Origin of the sequence: Ferrovibrio sp., from assembly GCF_029255545.1 — a bacterium.
Classification (GTDB): domain Bacteria; phylum Pseudomonadota; class Alphaproteobacteria; order Ferrovibrionales; family Ferrovibrionaceae; genus Ferrovibrio.
Genome location: NZ_JANLJJ010000042.1, coordinates 36,727 through 57,579, shown reverse-complemented (window position 1 = coordinate 57,579; position 20,853 = coordinate 36,727). Strand labels below are relative to the sequence as shown.

Below are 20,853 nucleotides of genomic sequence, written 5' to 3'. Positions count from 1 at the left end.
GTATCTGCGAAATGAAGCGGCTGTATGTCGACCCGGCTGGCCGAGGCCACAATCTTGGCCGCCTGCTGGCCGATGCGGTGATCGCGGAGGCCCGGCGGCTGGGCTATCGGCTGATGCGGCTGGATACCCTGCGCCGCATGGTGGCGGCCAACCGGATTTATGATGCATTGGAATTTCGCGATATTCCGCCATATTATGACAATCCCATGCCGGATGTGCGCTACCGTGAACTGAAATTATGAACATTGTTCATTTTTATGAACGATGATACGGTTTCCTTCATAAGCCGGAGGAAGCCATGACGACAGAACCCATCGTTTTGTACGATCGCGACGGCCGCATCGCCCGCATCACCCTGAACCGGCCCGAACACCTGAACGCCATCCATGAAGAGACGCCCGACCTGCTACGAGCCGCCGTGGAGCGCGCCAACCGGGATGACGATGTGCATGTGATCGCGCTGACCGGCGCGGGGCGAGCCTTCTGCTCGGGCTATGATCTCAAGGAATATGCCGAGGCGCCGCGCCCGGTGAAGGGTAGCCAGGACATGCCCTGGGACCCGCTGGTGGATTACCAGTGGATGCGGCACGCCACCGATTGCTATTTCAGCCTCTGGCGCTCGCTCAAACCCGTGGTGGCCAAGGTGCGCGGCTTTGCCGTGGCCGGCGGCAGCGACATCGCCCTGTGCTGCGACCTGGTGGTGATGGCGGAAGACGCCAGGATCGGCTATCCGCCGGCACGCATCTGGGGCTGCCCTACCACGGCGATGTGGGTCTATCGCTTAGGGGCCGAGAAAGCCAAACGCATGCTGCTGACTGGCGACCTGATCGACGGCAAAACGGCCAAGGAATACGGCCTGGTGATCGACGCCGTGCCGGAAGCCGATCTGGATGCCCATGTGGAGGCTCTGCTGGCGCGCATCGCCAGCGTGCCGAAGAACCAGCTGATGATGCAGAAAATGATGGTCAATCAGGCCTATGACAATATGGGCCTGAACTCGACCCAGACGCTGGCGACACTGTTCGATGGCATCACGCGGCATTCACCCGAGGGCGTGGCGTTCAAGGCGCGCTGCGAACAGATCGGCTTCAAGGCCGCCGTGAAGGAACGCGACGGCGGCGACCCGCTGGCCTGGAAGAATGCCCGCTGAGACGACCGCCAATGCCGACACCGCTGCCGCGAAGCAAAAGCGCCGCGGCGCGGTGAAGGCATTCAAGCGCGACGCCATCCTGCAGGCCGCGCGCGCCATTTTTGCCCGTGACGGGCTGGATGGCGCCACCCTGCGCGCCATCGCGGCTGAGGCCGGCGTGGCTGTCGGCACGGTGTATCTGCATTATCCCGGCAAGGAAGCGCTCTATGCCGACATGCTGGCCGGCTCGCTGGCCGACCTGCTGAAGCACCTGCGCGAGGCTGTGGCGAAAGCCTCGGCCGAGGATCACCTGCTGGCCGCCGCGCTGGCCTTCTACGGCTTCTACCGCGACCGGCCCGACGACCTCCATCTCGGCCTATACCTGTCCCAGGGTCTGAAGCCCATGGGCCTCAATCCCGAACTGGATCGCCTGCTGAACGGCCGTCTGATCCAGTGCTACACCGTGATGGGCGACGGCATCCGCCGGCTGGCGCCGTTGCCGCCTGAGGCGCTGAAGGCCGAGACGGTGTCACTGGCGGCCGCCATCACCGGCGCGCTTATGCTGGAGGTCACCGGCCGCCTGAAGGTGCTGGGCGATGACGGCGAGGCCGTGGTGCGCCGGGCCGTGGAAAGCCTGGCCCGCCGGCTGCGTTCCGGTGCTTGAATAGCGGCCCCTGACGGGCGAACATGGCCCGGCATAAAAAACATAGCCCGACCCGAGAGAGTTTCCCGTGAGCAGTTTTGTCGAGACCTACCGCGGCTCCGTCGCCGCCACGGAATGCGACCAGTATGGCCACATGAACGTGCAGTTCTATACCGCCCGCGTCAGCGACGCGGCAGCCAGCGCGATGCTGGCGGCGGGCTTCGGGCAGAAGGCTTTTCTTGAGCACAAGCTGGGCATCGTCGCGGTGAATGCCGAGATGAAATACCTGAGCGAGTTGCATGCCGGCGACATGATCCGGGTGGAAAGCGGCGTGCGCTCGGCCGAAGGGCGCAAGATCCGGTTTCAGCATCGGCTGTACAATGCCGAAAGCGGTGCGCTTTGCATGCAGGCCGATGTGCTCGGCTTGTGCTTCGACCTGGAGCAGCGCAAATCCGTGCCGCTGCCGGCCGATATCCAGGCTGGTTTTGAAACGCTGCGGGTCAGCGGCGAGGAGCCGGCCGGCGCGGTGGCCCTGCCGCCGGCAGAACAGGGTTTCGTGCCCAGCGGCCGCGCGCCGGTGCAGCCCTGGGAATGCGATCACATGGGGCATCTGAACGTACAGTTCTATCTCGCGCGTTTCGCCGAAGCCGAGAAGCAGGTGCTGCTGGCGCTTGGTTATGGTCCGACGCGCCGCCGCACCGACAGGGTGGCGGTGCGGCCGCTGAAGCATCGCATCCAGTTCAAGCGCGAAAACCACGAGGGTGCGGTGCTGCGCCTGCGCAGCGGTATCCGTGCCGTGGAAGCCGACCGCCTGCATCTGTATCACGAGCTCTACGAGGACGAGACCGGCACATTGTCGGCCACCTGCGAAGCGACCGTGATCCTCGACGCGCTGGATGGCAGCGGCGCGTTTGCCCTGCCGGCCGATGTGAAACAGGCGGCCGGGAAACTGGCCGCGCAGCTTGTGGCGCCGCCGCCGCCCGGCCCGACCGGCAGCCTGCCGCCGCCATCCGCTCCGGTGGAAGGCATGTTCGAGACCTGCCGTGGTTCGGTGGACAAGTGGGAAGCGGAAGAGACCGGCCGCATGGCGACGCGATTCTATATCGCGCGTTTCTCGGAGGCGGCCGGCAACATGCTGGCTGGCGGCGACATGACCGCCGAGCAGATGCGCCAGCAGGGCCTGGGCTCTGCCGCGCTGGATTACACTATCGACTATTTCCAGCCGCTACATGTCGGTGATGCCTATTACACCCGCACCGGCATGCTTGAGCTGCGGGAAAAGACCTGGCGCTTCTGCCATTTCCTGCTCGACAGCAACACGCGCCAGCCGCTGGCGCGTGCCGAGATCATCGCCGTGCTGTTCGACCTGAAGGCCCGCAAGTCCATCGTGATGCCCGATCATGTGCGGCAGTCGTTTTCCACGCGGCTGGTGACGCCGCAGCCGGTGGAATAGGCGAACGAGGGAAGGGCGGCGCGGCATGGAAACCCTGCTCAACGTCTCGCTGCCGTTTTTCGGCCTGATCTTCACCGGCTATGCCGCCGGCTATACAAAACTGATCACCGCCCAGGCTTATCTGGGCCTGAATGCCTTCGTGATCTGGTTCGCCCTGCCGGCAATGCTGTTCCTCAAGATGTCGGAAGCCCCGGTCTTCGAGGCTTTCGACCCGAAATTCGTTGCCGCCTATACCGGCGGCGGGTTGATGGCCTATGGCCTGGTGGTGGGCCTGAGCCGCTTGCTGTTTCCGATGAAGTGGGGCGAGCGCGCCGTGCAGGGCATGGGCGCATCCTTCGGCAATGTCGGCTTCATGGGCCTGCCCATTCTGGTCACGCTGTTCGGCGATGCCGCCGTGCTGCCGGCCGTGCTGGTGATCGTGTTCGACCATATCCTGCTGATCCCGATCACGACCGCGATCATCGAGGGCAGCGCGGGCGGCCATGCCTCGCTGGGTGCGATCTTCCGCAAGGTGGCGATCGGTATGAGCCGCAATCCGCTGATCCTCTCCACCTTTGCCGGCCTGATCTGGGGCCTGATCGGCTGGCATTTGCCGGTGCCGCTGTATGCGCTGCTCAAGCTGCTGTCGGATGCCTCGGCGCCTTGCGCGCTGTTCGCGCTGGGCCTCACGCTGGTCGGCCGGCCGATCTCGGAGGGGCTGGAACAGGTGACGCTCACCGCCATCGGCAAGCTGGCGATCCATCCGCTGCTGGTCTGGATGCTGGCGGCCTATGTGCTGAAGCTCGATCCGTTCCTCACCGCCGTGGCGGTGATCCAGGCCTCCATGCCGACGGCGGCGAATGTTTATATCCTCGCCACCGCCACGAATACCTACGTGCAGCGCACCTCCAGCACCATCCTGGTGACGACGATGATCGCCACGATCACCGTGTCGGCTTTCATGGTGCTGTTTACGGCCTATTGAGGCCGGATCAGAGTTTCGTGCGCACCGACCACAGCTCGGGGAAGAAGCTGCGTTCCAGCGCCTGGCGCAGATAGGCCACGCCGGCGCTGCCGCCGGTGCCGGGCCGCATGCCGATGATGCGCTCTACCGTCTTCATGTGGCGGAAGCGCCATTGCTGGAAGCTGTCCTCGACATCGACCAGCTCCTCGGCCATCTCGTAGAGATCGAAATGGGTTTCGGATTCGCGGTAGACGATCTGCCACAACGCCTCGATGCGCGGATCGGCCTCATGCGGTTTGGTCACGTCGCGGTTCAGCACATCGGCCGGCACGGCCAGGCCGCGGCGCGCCATCAGGCGCAGGGCTTCGTCGTAAATGCTGGGGGCATCAAAAGCGGCCTGCAGGCGGGCGAAGATGTCGGCGCGGTGGCGGTGGGGTTTGAGCATCAGCGCGTTCTTGGCGCCGAGCTTGAATTCGATCAGGCGATATTGCCAGGACTGGAAGCCGGAAGACGAGCCCAGCACCGGGCGGAAACGCAGGTAATCCGCCGGCGTCATGGTGGCGAGCACGTCCCAGGCCTGGATCAGTTGCATCTGCACGCGCGAAACGCGGGAGAGGCATTTGAACGAGGGGCCCAGTTCGTCGGCGCGGATATGGTCAATCGCGGAATCCAGCTCGCGATTGAGCAGTTTCATCCATAATTCCTGCACCTGGTGGATGACGATGAACAGCAATTCGTCATGCTCGGCCGAAAGCGGCTGCTGGGCCGCCAGCAGGGTGTCGAGCTTCAGGTAGTCGCCATAGCTCATCCGGTCGGAGAAATCGGTCTGGATGCTGTCGGTGGTCATGGGCTTGCTCCGCAAATAATTTTAAGCTTAAAATATCATGCCCGGCACGGAAAGGGCGAAAAGCGGGATACCTGCCTTGCTCGACCTGAAATCCCATTTCAGCCGTTTCTTAAGCAGCGACCCGCAACGCCTGCATTTCGCCGCCCACAGCCATCATCCCTGGCCTGATGTCAGTCGCGACGCCCACCAACAGGCCTGGGACGATGCCGCCCGCCTGATCGACGGCAAATGGGAGCATATCCTGGGCGCGGTGCTGCCCGCAGCGCAGGGGCATGTCGCCTGGCACCTCAATTTAAGCGATCCAACGAGTGTCGTCTTTGCGCCGAACACCCACGAGTTGCTGATGCGGCTGCTGTCCTGCTGCCCGGCGGAGCGGCCGGTGCGGGTGCTGACCAGCAACAGCGAGTTCCATTCCTTCACGCGCCAGATCGCCCGCTTGGAGGAAGACGGCCTGGCGCAGGTGCAGCGCGTGGCTGCTGAGCCGTTCGACAGCTTCGCGGCGCGGTTCGCGGAAGCGGCCCGCGCCGGATTCGACCTGATCTATCTCAGTCAGGTGTTCTTCAATTCCGGTTTCGCCGTGACGGCGCTGGATGAGATCGTGGCGGCTGCCGGCGATGCATTGCTGGCGGTGGATGGCTACCACGCCTTCATGGCGCGACCGGTCGACTGGTCGGCATTCGAGGCGCGGGCCTTCTATCTGGCTGGCGGCTACAAATACGCCATGGCGGGCGAGGGTGTATGTTTCATGCATTGCCCGCCGGGTTGGGGCGCACGGCCGCGCGATACCGGCTGGTATGCCGCCTTCGGCGCGCTGAGCAAGCCCGATGACGCCCGCGTGGCCTATGCGGAAAACGGCTGGCGTTTCATGGGCGCCACCTTCGATGCCTCGGGGCTGTATCGCTTCAATGCCGTGCAGAATTGGCTGCAGGGGCAGGGCATCACGGTGGCGATGATCCATGATCATGCCCAGGCCCTGCAGGGGCGATTTGTCGCCGGCCTGCCCCGGCTCCTGCCGTCCGAGTGGCTGGTGGTGCCGATCACCAACCCGGCGCGCGGCAATTTCCTCACCTTCGACCTGGATGATGCCGAGGCGATGCATCGCCGGCTGACCGAGGCAAAGGTCGTCACCGACCTGCGCGGCCGTCGCCTGCGCTTTGGCTTCGGCCTGCACCAGACGCAGGCCGATGTGGATGAGCTGCTGCGGCGGCTTCAGAGCCTGTAGCCGGGATCCTTCGCATCCAGCAAACGCAGCAGCCCGGCCCAGGCCAGGCCGCTGACATCGATCTTCATGCCGCGCACCTGGGCCTTCACCACCTCCTGCACATGCGCCGGCGGCGTGTGCATCGGCCGGCCGCCGGCCAGGGCGCGCACCTGGGCCTGGCAGGCCCGTTCCAGCACGTGGATGTTGAGGAAGGCCTGGGCCACGGTCTTGCCGCAGGCCAGCGTGCCGTGGTTGCGCAGGATCATCAGGTTGTTCATGCCCAGATCGGCCACCAGACGCTCACGCTCGTCCAGGTTCAGCGCGATGCCCTCGAACTCGTGGTAGCTCAGGTTGCTCAGGGCCACCATGGCGGTCTGGCTCAGCGGCAGCAGGCCCTCGGCCATGGCCGAAACCGCGATACCGTCGCCGGTATGCAGGTGCAGCACACAGCCCACGTCGTGGCGCGCCGCATGCACGGCGGAATGGATGGTGAAGCCGGCGGGATTAATGATGTTGTCGGTGGGCGAGACGATGTTGCCCTCCAGATCCACCTTCACCAGCGAGGATGCCGTGATCTCGTGGAACATCCAGCCATAGGGATTGATCAGGAAATGCTCCTGCGGCCCCGGCACGCGGGCGGAGATATGGGTAAAGATCAGGTCGTCCCAGCCATAATGCGCCACCAGGCGATAGGCGGCGGCCAGGTCGACGCGGATCTGCCATTCCTCGGCCGATACGGTTGCGCGGATATCGGGGACAGCCTTGAGCGACGTGGCGGGCGGGGGCATGGCTACTCTCTGGATCAGTTGCTGGAATTGCGGTGAATCTCGCGCATGGTCTTGATGAAATCGTAGATCATCATAAGCATGACGCCGACCCAGATGATGATCAGCGGCAGCGCCTTGACCCAGGCGATCATGATGCCGAGGAACGCGCACATCAGCGCGATGCCGATCAGTCCGGCGAGCAGGTTGGATTTGAACATCGCGGTCTCCCGTCCGGTCAGGTGAAGTCGAAATTCTGCAGCCAGTTGGCGGTACGCAGCAGCCTGGCGTCGCTGCCGCGTGGCCCGACCAGCTGAACGCCGATCGGCATGCCACCCTCGCCCTGCAGCAGAGGGATGGTGACTGCCGGCAGGCCGCAGAAGGTCCATAACGTGCAGAAGGCAGGGCTGCCGGTCGCCTGCAGGCCAAGCGGGGCAACGCCCGGCGCGGCCGGCGTGACGAAGGCGTCATAGGCGAAGAAGGCGTCTTCCAGCGCGGCGTTCAGGGCCTCAATCGCCTCGATGGCGCGGGCATAGTCGAAACTGGAATGGCCGCTGCGGCCGCGGGCGATCATCTCGCGCAGCACGGGGCTGATCTGCTCGGGAGATTGTTCGTATTCGCGGCTGAGATTGACGGCCAGATCGGTTTCCATCAGCGTCTTGTGCCAGGCGATGGCATTGCCGAAGGCCGACGGCAGGTCGAACCGCTCAATCGTTTCGCCTAATGCCTCGACCAGTTCGGCAAATCCCGCGTGGGTATCCTCGCCGGCCTGGTCCCACAGCGGCGAGGGCACAAAAGCCAGCCGGGGCGTTACCGGCGGGGTGCTGACCGCGGTTTGACGCAGTGGCATGCGCTGCGGGCGCGTCGCCGCATCCTCGGGATCAAAGCCGATCATGCATTCGGCGATCAGCGCCGCGTCTTCGACCGAACGGGCAAAAACCCCGACATGGTCGAGCGCGCGTGACAGGCGCAGCGCGCCGGTGCGCGGGATCAGGCCGAAGCTGGGCTTGTAGCCGACCACGCCGCAGAATGACGCGGGGCGGATCACCGAGCCGTTGGTCTGGCTGCCGATGGCCAGCGGCACCATGCCGGCGGCCACGGCGGCAGCCGAACCGCTGGAGGAGCCACCGGGCGTGCGGGCCGGGTCAAGTGGATTGGCGGTTTTGCCGGGATGATAGACGGCAAATTCGGTGGTCACCGTCTTGCCGAGGATCACGGCGCCAGCCTGGCGCAACAACGCCACCGCGGCGGCATCGCGGCGTGGCGTGCGGCCGGCATGCAGCGGAGAGCCGTCGCCGGTCGGCATGTCGTGGGTGTCGAAAATATCCTTCACCCCGACCGGGACGCCGTGCAGCGGGCCATGCGGCCTGCCGGCGCGGTGGGCGTCATCGGCCATGTCGGCCTGCAGCAGTGCCAGGTCACGGTCGAGAAATGCCCAGGCGCCGACGGTATCTTCCTGCCGCTCGATACTCGCCAGGCAGGCCTCGGTCAGCTCGCGTGAGGTGATGCGGCCATCGGCGATCGCCGCCGCCGCATCACGCGCCGAGATCCATTCCAGGGCATCGCTTTTCATGACTGTATCCAAAGTGGCTCCTTCACCGCGGCGAGTAGAGATAGTCCGGCAGCCACAGAACGATGCCCGGGAAGATGTAGACGATGACCATCGACAGGAAGACCATGAACACGAAGGGCAGGGCACCGGCGAATATCTGTGTCAGTTTCACATGTGGCGGTGAGACGCCTTTCAGGTAATAGGCCGCCATCGCCATCGGCGGCGTGTTGAACGAGGTCTGGATGTTCAGCGCCACCAGGATGCCAAAGAAGATCGGATCGATCTCGAATGTCTTCAGCAGCGGCAGGAAAATCGGCACGAAGATGATGATGATCTCGCTCCATTCCAGCGGCCAGCCCAGCAGGAAGATGATGACCTGGGTCAGGATCAGGAATTCCACTGGCGACATGTCAAGGCCAAGGATGAAATGCTCGACCACCGAATGACCGCCCAGATAGGAGAAGACCGACGAGAATGTCCATGATCCGATAAACAGGTAGCAGACCATCGCCGTGGTGCGGGCGGTGAGGAAAACCGCTTCCTTCACGCGCTCGAAGGTGAGCTGGCGATAGGCCGCGGCCAGGACCAGGCTGCCCAGGGCGCCGATGCCGGCGGCTTCTGACGGCGTGGCGAGGCCGAACAGGATGGCGCCCAGCACGGCAAGGATCAGAATCGCCAGCGGGAAGAACGAGGTCAGCAGCGCCCAGATCACCCGGCTGAACGGCACATCGGTCTGATCCTTGGGCAGTTTCGGCGCCCAGTCCGGTTTCACCACGGCCACGCCGATGACGTAGACGATGTAAAGACCGGCCAGCATGAAGCCCGGGAACAGTGCGGCGGCATAGAGTTTCACCGCCGATACGCCGGCGGTGGCGGCGTAGACGATCAGCAGGATCGAGGGCGGGATCAGGATGCCCAGCGTGCCGCCGGCGCAGACCACGCCGGCCGACAGGCCGGTGTTGTAGCGCGCCTTCAGCATGGCCGGGAAGGCGAGCAGGCCCATCAGCGTCACCACGGCGCCAACGATGCCGGTGGCAGTGGCGAACAGGGCGCAGGTGATCAGGGTCGCGACGGCCAGCGCTCCGGGAATGTTGCGCATCGCCACCTGCACCGAATGGAACAGGCGGTCAAGAATGTTCGATCTTTCGACCACGTATCCCATGAACAGGAATAACGGTACGGCGGTAAGCACGTCGCTTGACGTCACTTCGAAGGTTTTCTGGATCAACAGGCTGAAAACCCGGTTGTCGAAAATATTGTCGAGCTGGGTTGGTCCGGCATAGGCGTAGTAGCCGAACATCACGCCCATCGCCATCAGCGTGAATGCGATCGGGAAGCCGAGCATCACGATGACGATGAACAGCGAAAGCATCAGAATAGCGACCTGCGGGTCGGTCATGGTCAGGCCCCCTTGCCCGAGGCGGCGTTTTCGCCGGCATGTTCTTTCTGGTATTGCTGCTCGGCGAGGATCGCCGTCTCCATTTCCTCCACGTCATGCAGGCGTTGCGGCCAGGCGCCGTCGCGGATGCAGACGATGCAGCGGATGATGTCGGCGATCCCCTGCAGAAACAGCAGAACGCCGGTAAGCGGGATCAGGCCTTTCAGCGGAAAGACTGGGATGCCGGCCGGGCTGAAGATGCTCAGCTCCTTGAACATCCATGACATCCTGGCGAAGTTCCAGCCCGCCCAGATGAAGGCGATCACGGCGGGAAAAAAGAAGATGATGTAGAGGATGAGGTCGACAATGGCCTGCACCCGTGGCGGCCACAGGCGGTAGATCACGTCGGCGCGCACGTGGCCATTGCGCGATAGGGTGTAGGCGCCGGCCATCAGGAACAGCGCACCATAGGTGATATAGCTGATATCGAAGGCCCAGGTGGTCGGCGCGCCCAGCAGGTAGCGCATGAAAACCTCATAGCTGACGCCGAATGTCAGCACGAGGATCAGCCAGCCGAAGCATTTTCCGACCCAGGAACTGAGCAAGTCGATGAAGAGCAGCATGCGTGTCATTATCAGTCACCCGAAGGCAGCGTCTACTTGCAGTGAGAAGTGGGCGGCGTCTTGCGGCGCCGCCCACGGGATAGAAATCCGGCTCGGGCCGGACTTTTCCGGTCAGCCCTGCATCTTGCCGAAATGATGCTCGTAGGCGGTGACGTAATCGGCCGAGTTCAGGGTTTCGTAATAGACCACCCGCTTGACCCAGGCCTTCTGTGACTCCATCACCTTCTTCATGTAGGCATCCTTGCCCAGAGCCTCGATCAGGCCGTCCCAGGCCTTGATCTGCGCCTCGAACACATCCTTCGGCGTGCGGATGACGTTGACCTTGTCCTTGTCCTTCAGTTCCTGCAGGTCCCTGGAGTATTGATCCATGGCCTTCCAGTAATTCGCCGAGGATGCGGCCTCGGCGGCGTATTGCAGGATTGCCTGATGCTCTTTCGGCAGGCCGGCAAACTTCTGTTTGTTGAACATGATCTCGAAATACTCGGTCGCCTGGTGATAGCTGCCGAGCATGTAGTTTTTCGCCACGTTCTGGGCGCCGAAGCGACGATCGGAGGTCGGGTTGTTGAACTCGAACGCGTCGATCACGCCGCGTTCCATGGCGGGCACGATTTCGCCACCGGGCAACTGCGCGACGGCCAGGCCCATGGCTTGCATCAGGTCAGCCGCCAGGCCCACCGTGCGGTATTTCAGGCCTTTCATGTCGGCCATGCTCTTGACCGGCTTCTTGAACCAGCCAAGCGGCTGGGTCGGCATCGGCGTGGCGAAGAAGCTGACGATGTTGAGCTTGAGGATGTCGGTCAGCAGCTCATTGAACAGCTCCTTGCCGCCGCCGCGATAGATCCAGCCCAGCCCCTGCTCGGCATTGAAGCCGAAAACCGGGCCGGAGCCGAACAGCGATGCTGCCTTGTGCTTGCCGTACCAGTAGACGGGCACGGTATGCGCCGAATCCAGCACGCCGGTATGCACGGCATCCTGCACGCTGAAGGGATGCACCACCGCGCCGCCGACCAGCAGATCGACCTTCAGGCGGCCGCCAGCCATCTCGTTCACGCGGGTGCAGTAATCGGCCGCCATCTCCTGGAAGATGTCGGATGCGGTCCAGGACGTCTGCATCTTCAGGGTCACGGTCTGGGCCCGTGACACATTCGGCATGGCGATGGTGCCGACGGCTGCGCCGGCAGCGATACCGCCGGCCTTGAGGAATTTGCGGCGCGTGGACTTGGCCGCGCCGGTTTCGGGATTGCTAAGGGTTTGATTGGTCATATCGTTCCTCCCATTCGTTGTCGATCTTTTCACGCGACAATCGCACCGCCGTTATCCTGCCTGTCGGTCGGCTGACCGGCTCAGGCAGGCGGCGGCAAATTCGGTACGATGGGAGGCAACGTCTTCTTTATTTAGGTCAGCCTAGGTCGCGACGTGTAATGGGTCAATGCCACAATGTGATGCTACCAATCTGAACCAATTTTGCAGCGCAATATGCGGTGGCAGACAACGAAAAAGGGCCGGGAAACCCCGGCCCTTTGACATCGCATGCAGGTTTGTAATCAGGCGGCGTAGAAGCTTTTGCCCTGATCGGCCATGTCGCGCAGCAGCCTGGGTGGCGTGAAGCGGGCACCGAATTTCTGCGCCAGCTGGTCGCATTCGGCCACGAAGGGCTTCACGCCCACGCTGTCGATGTTGCTGACCGTGCCGCCCCGGAAGGGCGGAAAGCCCCAGCCCATGATCGAGCCGACATCGGCATCGCGCACGTCGATGATCACCTTTTCCTCCAGGCAACGGGCGGTTTCGACCGACTGGATGTAGACCAGCCGCTTGATCACGTCCTGCACGTCGGGCTGTTCGGCCTTGACCGGGAAATGTTTGCCCAGATCAGCCCACAGCTTCTTCCTGCCGTCGGCCGGATAGTCATAGAAGCCCTTGCCGGCCTTCTTGCCGATGCGACCCAGCTTTTCGACCATGGCCTGGAGCACCGGCTCTGAACCATCCGATTTGTAGGCGTCACCCAGGTCCTTCCTGGTCTGGCTGCGCACGCGGTGCATCAGCTCCAGCGACACTTCATCGGCCAGCGCCAGCGGACCGACCGGCATGCCGGCCATCTTGCCGGCATTCTCGATCACTGCCGGGGCCACGCCCTCGGCCAGCATGGTCAGGCCTTCGGTCACGTAGGTCGCGAAGACGCGGCTGGTATAGAAACCGCGTGAGTCGTTCACCACGATCGGCGTCTTGCGTATCTTCTTCACGAAGTCCATGGCCCGCGCCAGCGTCTCATCCGAGGTCTGCTTGCCGCGGATGATCTCCACCAGCGGCATCTTGTCGACGGGCGAGAAGAAATGCAGGCCGATGAAATTGGCCGGGCGGCTGCTGGCTTCGGCCAGGCCGGTAATCGGCAGGGTCGAGGTGTTGGAGGCAAAGATGGCGGTCGGCTCCAGCTGAGCCTCGGCCTTCTTCGTCACCTCGGCCTTGATGGCGCGATCCTCGAACACGGCCTCGATCACTAGGTCGCAGCCCTTGAGGTCGTCGTAAGACGTCGTGGCCTTGATCAGGCCCAGCTGCTTTTCCTTGTCGGCTTCGCTGGTCTTCTTCGCCTTCACCCGCTTGTCGAGCAGGCCGGCGGTATAGGCCTTGCCTTTCTCGGCGGCTTCCTGGGTGGAGTCCAGCAGCACGACATTCAGCCCGGCAGACGACGCTGCATAGGCAATGCCGGCGCCCATCATGCCGGCGCCCAGGACGCCCACCTTTGTGTAGGCCTGGGTCGGCACGTTCTTGGGGCGGTTGGCCAGCTTGTTGGCTTCGCCGATTGAGAAGAACAGCGAGCGGATCATGTTGCGCGCTTCCTTCGACTGGGTGCAGGCGACGAAATAGCGGCTTTCGATCTTCAGGCCGGTATCAATATCGACCAGCATGCCCTCGTAGACGCAGGACATGATGTATTGCGCGTTCGGGTAGTTGCCCATGGTCTTGGCGCGCAGCATGCCGTTGCCGGCAGTGAAGACCTGCGCGCCCTTCGGCGTGTTGGCGGCTTCCGGCACGCGGAAGCCTTTCTGGTCCCAGGGCTTCACATGGCCGGTCTGGCCCTCATTGAGCAGCCAGGCCTTGGCGCGGATCAGCAGCTCACCTGGCGCCACCAGCTCGTCGACCATGCCAAGGGCCAGCGCGGCCTTGGGATCGACCTTCTTGCTTTCCAGGATCATCGGCAGGGCCTTGGACACGCCGATCATGCGCGGCAGCCGCTGGGTGCCGCCGGCACCGGGCAGCAGGCCGATGCTGGCTTCCGGCAGGCCGATCAAAGCCTTGGGATTGTCGGCGGCGATGCGGCGATGGCAGGCGAGGCAGATTTCATAACCGCCGCCCAAAGCCGTGCCGTTGATGGCGGCCACGAAAGGCTTGCCGGCCTTTTCGATGTCGCGGAACAGCTTCTGCAGGGCGAAGGAGTTCTGCAGGGCCTTGGCGGCGTCCAGGCTTTCCTTCAGCAGGTTCACCAGGTCGGCGCCGGCGACGAAGTCGTTCTTCGCCGAGGTGACGATCACGCCTTTCACGGCCTTGTCCTGGATGGCCTTGTAGACGGCCTCGCGGAAGGCGGCGAGGCTGTCGCCGTTCATCACGTTCATCGGCCGGTCGGCCATGTTCCAGACGATGGCGGCGATGCCGTCGCCGTCGATGCTGTAGTCGATCATTGTCCTACCCTTGAATCTTTTGTTATGGCCGCGATCAGACGCGTTCGATGATGGTGGCGATGCCCATGCCGGCGCCGACGCAGAGCGTGACCAGCGCGGTGTTCTTGTCGCTGCGCTCCAGCTCATCGACCATGGTGCCCAGGATCATCGCCCCGGTGGCGCCCAGCGGATGGCCCATTGCGATGGCGCCGCCATTCACGTTGATCTTGTCATGCGGCACGTTCAGTACCTGCATGAAGCGCAGCACCACCGAGGCAAAAGCCTCGTTCAGTTCATAAAGGTCGATATCGGAGGGCTTCATGCCGGCCAGCTTCAGCGCCTTCTCGGCGGCGAAGCTGGGGCCGGTCAGCATGATGGTGGGTTCCGAGCCGACCGAGGTGAAGGCGCGAATGCGGGCGCGCGGCTTCAGGCCGGCCTTGCGGCCGCCTTCGGCATTGCCGATCAGCACGGCGGCGGCGCCGTCGACGATGCCGGAGGAATTGCCGGCATGGTGCATATGCTCGATCCGCTCCACATCGGGATAACGCTGCATCGCAACCGAGTCGAAACCGAACTGCTCACCCATCACGCCGAACGAGGGCTCTAGGGCGGCCAGGCTCTGCATGGTAGTTTCCGGCCGCAGATGCTCGTCGCGATCCAGCACGGTCAGGCCGTTGATATCCTTGACCGGGATGATCGATTTCTTGAAGCGGCCTTCATCCCAGGAGCGCTTGGCGCGCTTCTGGCTTTCCACCGCATACGAGTCCACGTCGGCGCGGCTCATGCCGTATTTGGTGGCGATCAGGTCGGCCGAGATGCCCTGCGGCACGAAATAGGTCGGCATCGCTACCGCCGGGTCGGTCGCCCAGGCGCCGCCGTCGGAGCCCATCGGGATGCGGCTCATGCTCTCGACGCCGCCGCCGATCGCCATCTCTGCCTGGCCGGACAGCACCTTGGCCGCGGCCATGTTGCAGGCCTCCAGCCCCGAGGCGCAGAAGCGGTTGATCTGCACGCCGGCAACGGTCTCGGCGTAATTCGCCTGGATCACCGCGACGCGGGCGATATCGGCACCCTGCTCGCCTACCGGCGCCACGCAGCCCAGCACCACGTCATCGACCAGGCTGGTATCCAGCTCGTTGCGGTCGCGCACCGCTTCCAGCACGGTGGTGGCCAGGCGCATCGGGGTGACTTCATGCAGGGCGCCGCTGGAACGGCCCTTGCCGCGCGGCGTGCGCACGGCGTCGTAAACGAAGGCTTCGGTCATTTTTTCTCTCCCTAGTGTAGCGCGGTTGCGCCGGGTCCCGGATTTACAGGGTGCGGCTGATCAGTTCCTTCATGATCTCGTTGGTGCCGCCATAGATGCGCTGGACGCGGGCATCGGCATAGGCACGGGTGATCGGATATTCCCACATGAAACCATAGCCGCCGAACAGCTGCAGGCAGCGATCGAGGATCTTGCACTGCAGGTCGCTGCACCAGTATTTCGCCATCGCGGCGGTGGCGACGTCCAGCTTGTGCTGGGCCACCATCTCGATGCATTTGTCGACGAAGACCCGGGCGATCTGCGTCTCGGTCTTCATCTCGGCCAGCTCGAATTTGGTGTTCTGGAAATCCAGCACGCTTTTGCCGAAGGCCTTGCGTTCGCGGGTGTAGTCCACCGTCCATTTCAGCGCGGCCTCGCAGCCGGCCACGGCCATGATCGCGATCTGCAGGCGTTCCCAGGCCAGTTCCTGCATCAGGTAGAAGAAGCCCTGGCCTTCGCCGCCCAGCATGTTCTCGGGCGGTACGCGCACATCGGCGAAGAACAGCTCGGAGGTGTCCTGCGCCTTCATGCCGAGCTTTTCGAGATTGCGGCCCTTGGTGAAGCCCTCGCGGCCAGCCTCGACCAGGAACAAACTGGTGCCCTTGGCGCCCTGCTTGGGGTCGGTCTTGGTCACCACGATCACCAGGTCGGCATTCTGGCCATTGGTGATGAAGGTCTTCTGGCCGTTGATGACGTATTCGTTGCCGTCCTTGATGGCGGTGGTCTTCACCGCCTGCAGGTCGGAGCCGCCGCTCGGCTCGGTCATGGCAATGGCGCCGATCACCTCGCCGGAGGCCATTTTGGGCAGCCATTTCTTTTTCTGCTCTTCCGAGCCATAGGCGAGGATGTAGGGCGCGACGATGTCGGAATGCAGCGAGAAGCCCGGGCCGGTGCAGCCGGTATAGGCCTGCTCTTCCATCAGGATGGCCGAATAAAGGCGGTCGACGCTCGAGCCGCCATACTGCTCCGGCATGGTGGCGCAGAGGAAACCGTTCTCGCCGGCCTTGCGCCACACCTCGCGCGGCACGAGGCCGTCTTCTTCCCATTTGGCATGGTGAGGCACGACTTCGCGCTCGAAGAACTTGCGCGCCGCCTCGCGGAACATCTGGTGGTCTTCGGTGTAGATGCTGCGCGGGATGCCGTATTCGGTCATTCTCTTCGTTTCCTCTCCTGGACTTGCCATGCCCTCCTTCTTCTGAGGAGTGGCATGGCCTTGATGATCAGAAATTGGCGGCCTTCAGCATCATGGTGCTCTCAGAGCCGGCCTGGATCTTGGCCAGTTGCGCCGCCGTGTCGGGCAGCATGCGCTCCATGAAGAAGCGAGCGGTGACCAGCTTGGTCTCGTAGAAATCCTTGTCGCCCACACCCTCGGCCAACTTCTGCTTGGCCACCTCGGCCATGCGGGCCCACATGAAGCCCAGCGCGACCAGCGCGAACATGTTCAGGTAATCCCACGAGGCGGCGCCGGCTTCGTCCGGGTTCTTCAGGCCACGTTCGCTGATCAGCGCGGTGGCGGTCTGCAGGCGGGCGAAGGCCTTGGCCAGCGGCATTACGTAATCCTTGCCGATCGCCGGGTCCATCATCTTTTCCTCGATGAAGACCGAGACCGGATGGAAGAACCGCCGTGCCAGCCGGCCGATGCCAGTCGGCAGCTTGCGGCCGACCAGGTCGAGCGCCTGGATGCCGTTGGCACCTTCATAGATCATGGCGATGCGGGCATCGCGCACGAACTGCTCCATGCCCCATTCGGCGATGTAGCCGTGGCCGCCATAGACCTGCTGGGCCATGGTGGCGCACTGGTAGCCGTAGTCGGTCATGTAGGCCTTCACCATCGGGGTGAGGAAGGCGACCAGGTCTTCGGCCTCCTGGCGCTTCTCCGGCTCGGGGTGCTTGGCGGCGACATCCAGCTCGATGCCGGTCCACAAAGCCAGCGCGCGGCTGCCCTCGACGAAGGCCTTGATGGTCAGCAGCATGCGCCGGATGTCGGGATGCACGATGATCGGATCGGCGGGTTTATCTGGCGCTTTCGTCCCCGTAATCGCACGACCCTGCAGGCGGTCATTGGCATAGGTCAGCGCGTTCTGGTAGGCCACCTCGGCCTGGGACAGGCCCTGCACGCCGACGCCGAGGCGGGCGGCGTTCATCATCACGAACATCGCCTGCATGCCCTTGTGCTTCTGGCCAACCAGCCAGCCCTTGGCGGCATCGTAGTTCAGCACGCAGGTCGAGTTGCCATGGATGCCCATCTTGTGCTCGATCGAACCACAGGACACGCCATTACGCGCGCCCAGGCTGCCATCCGGGTTGACCAGGAATTTCGGCACGACAAAGAGGCTGACGCCCTTGATGCCTTCCGGGCCGCCGGGAATCTTGGCCAGCACCAGATGGATGATGTTCTCGGCCAGGTCATGCTCGCCGGCCGAGATGAAGATCTTGGTGCCGGTGATCAGGTAGCTGCCATCGGCCTGCGGCTCCGCCTTGGTGCGCATCAGGCCCAGATCGGTGCCGCAATGCGGCTCGGTCAGGTTCATGGTGCCGGTCCATTTGCCCGACGCCATGTTCGGCAGATACATGTCCTTCTGCTCTTCCGAGCCGTGCCGCAGCAGGGCCTCGTAGGCGCCATGGGTCAGGCCGGGATACATGGCAAACGCCATGTTGGCGGAAGACTGGATTTCCGCCATGGCGATGCCGATCACGTGCGGCAGGCCCTGGCCACCGTATTTCTCTTCCGCGGTCAGGCCGCCCCAGCCGGCCTCGCAATACTGCTGGTAGGCTTCCTTGAAGCCGGTCGGCGTGGTCACCACGCCGTTATCCCACTTGCAGCCTTCCTGGTCGCCAACCTGGTTGAGCGGGGCGGTCACCTCGCTCATGAACTTGCCACCTTCTTCCAGCACGGCGTCGATGACGTCGCGCGAGGCATCGGTGAAGCCCAGCTGGTTGCTCAGTTTCTCGATCTGCAGCACATCGTGCAGCACGAACTGGAAGTCCCTGATCGGGGCGGTATAGCTCGGCATGACTGTGTCTCCCTGATCCCTGTCTCAGTTGCGCAGGGGCTTGCCCTTGGTGAGCATATGCTCGATGCGGTCCAGCGTGGCGTTGGTCTTGATCAGCGCCATGAAGTTCTCGCGTTCCAGCTCTAGCAGTTTCTTCTCGGTGATCACCTCGGTGATGTCGGTCTTGCCGCCCGACACCACATTGGCCAGCGCGCCTGACACGACCACGTCGTGCTTGGTGGCCTTGCCCTGCTGGAAGAAGCCTTCCACGGCCAGGCTCATCGCCGCCTTGGCCGACGGGCCCGGCAGGCTGATTTCCACCGGCACCGGCGGCTTGTAGTCCTTGGCCAGCTCCAGCGCCTTCGCCTTGGCATCGGCCAGCAGGCGGCGGCGGTTCATGGTGATACCGTCGCTGTCGCGCAGGATCAGCATGTCGCGCGCTTCCATGGCCGAGGTGGCGACCTTGGCGGTCGAGATCGCCTCGAACACCTGGGCCAGCGCCGGCATCGGGCCGCCGGGACGCTTGCGGTTGGTGATGGCGCGGGTGACCAGCTCCTTGCAGCCGCCCCAGCCCGGGATCACGCCGACGCCGACCTCGACCAGACCCATATAGCTTTCGGCATGGGCCTGGATCGCCGAGGAATGCATCGCCAGCTCGCAGCCGCCGCCCAGCGCCATGCCGCCAACGGCGGCCACGACCGGGAAGGGCGCGTATTTCAGCTTCATATAGGTATCCTGGCCTTCCGAGATGCCCTGCTCGATGGCGGGCCACATCGCGATATTGGCCTGGAACAGCGCGATGCCGACATTGGCGCCGACCGAGAAGTTGTCGGAATCGCTGCCGATGATCAGGGCCTTGAAGCCTTTCTTGTCGATCTTGGTGGCTTCCTTCACCATCGCGATGATGTCGGCGTCCACCGCATTCATCTTGGTGTGCAGCTCCAGGCAGGCGACGCCGTCGCCCACATCCCAGATGCTGGCGCCGCGATTAGACAGGACCGGCTGCTTGCCACGCTTGATATCGGCCAGCAGCCAGGCATCCGGCGCCACCACCATCTCGGCATAGTCGCCCTTCGGCGTCAGGCGATAGGCCTTGCCGTTCTCTTCCTTGTAGAAGGGGCGGCCGGCGGCGATCTCGACCATCTTCGGCACCGGCATGCCGGATGCTTTGAGCTTGTCGGCGAACCAGCCCGTGCCGAGCTGGTCGATCTGCTGGTAGGGGCCGTATTTCCAGGCATAGCCGGTCTTCATCGCGGTATCGACCGCGGCGATGTCGTCGACGATCTCGGGCACCAGGTCGGCGGCATAGCTCAGCACGCGGCTCAGCACGCCCCAGGCATACTGGCCGCCCTTGTCGTCATGCTCGACCAGGGCGCGCAGGCCTTTTCTCGCCGCCTTGGCAGAATCCAGGTTGGCGCGCCGCAGCGGACGATACTCGCCGGTCCCGAGGTCCAGCACTTCCTTGCCGCGGGCGCGGTAGAAGCCGCCCTTGCCCTTGCGGCCGGTATAGCCGTCCTTGATCATCTTCTGCATCAGGGCATTCAGCGGATGATCCGCCTTGTAGAAAAGATGCAGCGGATCGGTCTTGGGCAGGGTTTTCAGCATCGAGCCGACCACATAGGGGCCGAGGTCGATGCCGGTCAGGTCGGCCAGGCCGAAAATGCCGGTCTTGGGCACGCCCATCGGCTTGCCGACGATACTGTCGGCTTCTTCCACGGTCAGGCCCAGGTCATAGGCCAGCGCGGTGGCGACCGTGGACCAGTAGATGCCGATGCGGTTGGCGATAAAGCCCGGGCGATCCTTGCAGTCCACCACTTCCTTGCCCAGCTTCACGTCGCCGAAGCGGCGCAGCGCCTCGATCACGTCGGGCTTGGTCTTCGGACCCTTCACCAGTTCGAACAGGCGCATGTAGCGCGGCGGATTGAAGAAGTGGGTGACGGCGAAATCCTGGGCGAAGCTCTCGGGCAGGCCCTCGGTCAGCAGGTCGAGCGGGATCGTCGAGGTATTCGAGGTGACGATCGAGCCCTTCTTGCGCTTCTGCTCCAGGGTCGCATAGAGCTTCCGCTTCAGGTCGACATTCTCGATGATCGCCTCGCAGATCCAGTCCACATCGGCCAGCTTGTCGAGGTCGTCTTCCAGGTTGCCGGGGGTGACCAGCCTGGCGACGCGCGGGTGCATGAACGGCGCCGGCTTGGTCTTCAGCATCTTCTCGATGGCGCCCTTGGCCAGCGCGCTGCGGTCGTTGGCGCCGGCTGGCACGATATCCAGCAGGATGACGGGGATGCCGGCATTGGCGACATGGGCGGCGATGCCAGACCCCATGACGCCGGCGCCGATCACGGCGACTTTCTTGATCTCGCTCATGGTCAAA

General features: G+C 63.7%; 18 protein-coding genes. 6 read left to right on the top strand and 12 right to left on the bottom strand.

What is annotated here, in order from left to right; translation table 11 throughout:
* The 5 genes from Q1J79_RS08710 to Q1J79_RS08690 form a co-directional block, all read left to right on the top strand.
* Window positions 1–242, top strand: a 242-nt coding sequence (locus Q1J79_RS08710) for a GNAT family N-acetyltransferase (RefSeq protein WP_300299286.1), incomplete at its 5' end; no start/stop codon positions are given.
* A gap of 56 nt (window positions 243–298) precedes the next feature.
* Window positions 299–1,150 (top strand): crotonase/enoyl-CoA hydratase family protein, encoded by an 852-nt coding sequence (locus Q1J79_RS08705; RefSeq protein WP_300299284.1) that lies wholly within the window; start codon window positions 299–301, stop codon window positions 1,148–1,150.
* The gene (locus Q1J79_RS08700) at window positions 1,140–1,793 is read left to right on the top strand and encodes a TetR/AcrR family transcriptional regulator (RefSeq protein WP_300299282.1); all 654 of its coding nucleotides are present in this window, start codon (window positions 1,140–1,142) and stop codon (window positions 1,791–1,793) included. Before Q1J79_RS08705 ends, Q1J79_RS08700 begins: the two co-directional genes overlap by 11 nt.
* Before the next feature lie 67 nt (window positions 1,794–1,860).
* Complete coding sequence (locus tag Q1J79_RS08695) at window positions 1,861–3,225, top strand: thioesterase family protein (protein WP_300299280.1); 1,365 nt, start codon at window positions 1,861–1,863, stop codon at window positions 3,223–3,225.
* A gap of 25 nt (window positions 3,226–3,250) precedes the next feature.
* Entirely contained in the window at window positions 3,251–4,189 is a 939-nt protein-coding gene (locus Q1J79_RS08690) for an AEC family transporter (protein ID WP_300299278.1), read from the top strand.
* 7 nt (window positions 4,190–4,196) lie between these two features.
* Here the strand turns inward: Q1J79_RS08690 and kynA are convergent, their stop codons facing one another.
* Complete coding sequence (kynA, locus tag Q1J79_RS08685) at window positions 4,197–5,015, bottom strand: tryptophan 2,3-dioxygenase (RefSeq protein WP_300299276.1); 819 nt, start codon at window positions 5,013–5,015, stop codon at window positions 4,197–4,199.
* A 76-nt stretch (window positions 5,016–5,091) separates the two neighbouring features.
* On the opposite strand from kynA, the gene Q1J79_RS08680 reads away from it, so the two are divergent.
* A complete protein-coding gene (locus Q1J79_RS08680; protein WP_300299274.1) occupies window positions 5,092–6,237 on the top strand; it encodes an aminotransferase class V-fold PLP-dependent enzyme in 1,146 nt (381 codons plus the stop codon).
* Here Q1J79_RS08680 and Q1J79_RS08675 read toward each other — a convergent pair.
* The 11 genes from Q1J79_RS08675 to Q1J79_RS08625 all read right to left on the bottom strand — a co-directional run bounded on the left by Q1J79_RS08675 (window position 6,225) and on the right by Q1J79_RS08625 (window position 20,846).
* The gene (locus Q1J79_RS08675; RefSeq protein WP_300299272.1) at window positions 6,225–7,004 is read right to left on the bottom strand and encodes a class II aldolase/adducin family protein; all 780 of its coding nucleotides are present in this window, start codon (window positions 7,002–7,004) and stop codon (window positions 6,225–6,227) included. The two genes, Q1J79_RS08680 and Q1J79_RS08675, sit on opposite strands and share 13 nt — an antisense overlap.
* Window positions 7,005–7,018: 14 nt before the next feature.
* Window positions 7,019–7,201, bottom strand: a complete 183-nt coding sequence (locus Q1J79_RS08670; RefSeq protein WP_300299270.1) for a hypothetical protein — start codon at window positions 7,199–7,201, stop codon at window positions 7,019–7,021.
* Between the two features lie 17 nt (window positions 7,202–7,218).
* Window positions 7,219–8,553, bottom strand: coding sequence for an amidase (locus tag Q1J79_RS08665; protein WP_300299268.1), 1,335 nt, complete (start codon window positions 8,551–8,553; stop codon window positions 7,219–7,221).
* Window positions 8,554–8,575: 22 nt separating this feature from the next.
* Entirely contained in the window at window positions 8,576–9,931 is a 1,356-nt protein-coding gene (locus tag Q1J79_RS08660) for a TRAP transporter large permease subunit (protein WP_300299266.1), read from the bottom strand.
* 2 nt (window positions 9,932–9,933) lie between these two features.
* On the bottom strand, window positions 9,934–10,533 hold the full coding sequence (locus Q1J79_RS08655; protein WP_300299264.1) for a TRAP transporter small permease subunit: 600 nt from the start codon (window positions 10,531–10,533) through the stop codon (window positions 9,934–9,936).
* Between the two features lie 111 nt (window positions 10,534–10,644).
* Window positions 10,645–11,796, bottom strand: a complete 1,152-nt coding sequence (locus Q1J79_RS08650; RefSeq protein WP_300299262.1) for a TRAP transporter substrate-binding protein — start codon at window positions 11,794–11,796, stop codon at window positions 10,645–10,647.
* A gap of 281 nt (window positions 11,797–12,077) precedes the next feature.
* Window positions 12,078–14,207, bottom strand: a complete 2,130-nt coding sequence (locus Q1J79_RS08645; RefSeq protein WP_300299260.1) for a 3-hydroxyacyl-CoA dehydrogenase NAD-binding domain-containing protein — start codon at window positions 14,205–14,207, stop codon at window positions 12,078–12,080.
* Between the two features lie 34 nt (window positions 14,208–14,241).
* Window positions 14,242–15,450, bottom strand: a complete 1,209-nt coding sequence (locus Q1J79_RS08640; RefSeq protein WP_300299258.1) for an acetyl-CoA C-acetyltransferase — start codon at window positions 15,448–15,450, stop codon at window positions 14,242–14,244.
* Window positions 15,451–15,493: 43 nt separating this feature from the next.
* Complete coding sequence (locus tag Q1J79_RS08635; protein WP_300299256.1) at window positions 15,494–16,672, bottom strand: acyl-CoA dehydrogenase family protein; 1,179 nt, start codon at window positions 16,670–16,672, stop codon at window positions 15,494–15,496.
* 37 nt (window positions 16,673–16,709) lie between these two features.
* Window positions 16,710–18,503 (bottom strand): acyl-CoA dehydrogenase C-terminal domain-containing protein, encoded by a 1,794-nt coding sequence (locus tag Q1J79_RS08630; protein WP_300299254.1) that lies wholly within the window; start codon window positions 18,501–18,503, stop codon window positions 16,710–16,712.
* A 24-nt stretch (window positions 18,504–18,527) separates the two neighbouring features.
* A complete protein-coding gene (locus tag Q1J79_RS08625) occupies window positions 18,528–20,846 on the bottom strand; it encodes a 3-hydroxyacyl-CoA dehydrogenase/enoyl-CoA hydratase family protein (protein WP_300299252.1) in 2,319 nt (772 codons plus the stop codon).
* Between the last annotated feature and the right edge of the window lie 7 nt (window positions 20,847–20,853).

What these genes read in the sequence shown, in the direction of transcription:
- Q1J79_RS08705 (WP_300299284.1), top strand. Translation starts at nt 299, where the DNA reads ATGACGACAGAACCCATCGTTTTGTACGATCGCGACGGCCGCATCGCC.
- Q1J79_RS08700 (WP_300299282.1), top strand. Translation starts at nt 1,140, where the DNA reads ATGCCCGCTGAGACGACCGCCAATGCCGACACCGCTGCCGCGAAGCAA.
- Q1J79_RS08690 (WP_300299278.1), top strand. Translation starts at nt 3,251, where the DNA reads ATGGAAACCCTGCTCAACGTCTCGCTGCCGTTTTTCGGCCTGATCTTC.
- kynA (WP_300299276.1), bottom strand. Translation starts at nt 5,015, where the DNA reads ATGACCACCGACAGCATCCAGACCGATTTCTCCGACCGGATGAGCTAT.
- Q1J79_RS08675 (WP_300299272.1), bottom strand. Translation starts at nt 7,004, where the DNA reads ATGCCCCCGCCCGCCACGTCGCTCAAGGCTGTCCCCGATATCCGCGCA.
- Q1J79_RS08670 (WP_300299270.1), bottom strand. Translation starts at nt 7,201, where the DNA reads ATGTTCAAATCCAACCTGCTCGCCGGACTGATCGGCATCGCGCTGATG.
- Q1J79_RS08665 (WP_300299268.1), bottom strand. Translation starts at nt 8,553, where the DNA reads ATGAAAAGCGATGCCCTGGAATGGATCTCGGCGCGTGATGCGGCGGCG.
- Q1J79_RS08660 (WP_300299266.1), bottom strand. Translation starts at nt 9,931, where the DNA reads ATGACCGACCCGCAGGTCGCTATTCTGATGCTTTCGCTGTTCATCGTC.
- Q1J79_RS08655 (WP_300299264.1), bottom strand. Translation starts at nt 10,533, where the DNA reads ATGCTGCTCTTCATCGACTTGCTCAGTTCCTGGGTCGGAAAATGCTTC.
- Q1J79_RS08650 (WP_300299262.1), bottom strand. Translation starts at nt 11,796, where the DNA reads ATGACCAATCAAACCCTTAGCAATCCCGAAACCGGCGCGGCCAAGTCC.
- Q1J79_RS08645 (WP_300299260.1), bottom strand. Translation starts at nt 14,207, where the DNA reads ATGATCGACTACAGCATCGACGGCGACGGCATCGCCGCCATCGTCTGG.
- Q1J79_RS08640 (WP_300299258.1), bottom strand. Translation starts at nt 15,450, where the DNA reads ATGACCGAAGCCTTCGTTTACGACGCCGTGCGCACGCCGCGCGGCAAG.
- Q1J79_RS08635 (WP_300299256.1), bottom strand. Translation starts at nt 16,672, where the DNA reads ATGGCAAGTCCAGGAGAGGAAACGAAGAGAATGACCGAATACGGCATC.
- Q1J79_RS08630 (WP_300299254.1), bottom strand. Translation starts at nt 18,503, where the DNA reads ATGCCGAGCTATACCGCCCCGATCAGGGACTTCCAGTTCGTGCTGCAC.
- Q1J79_RS08625 (WP_300299252.1), bottom strand. Translation starts at nt 20,846, where the DNA reads ATGAGCGAGATCAAGAAAGTCGCCGTGATCGGCGCCGGCGTCATGGGG.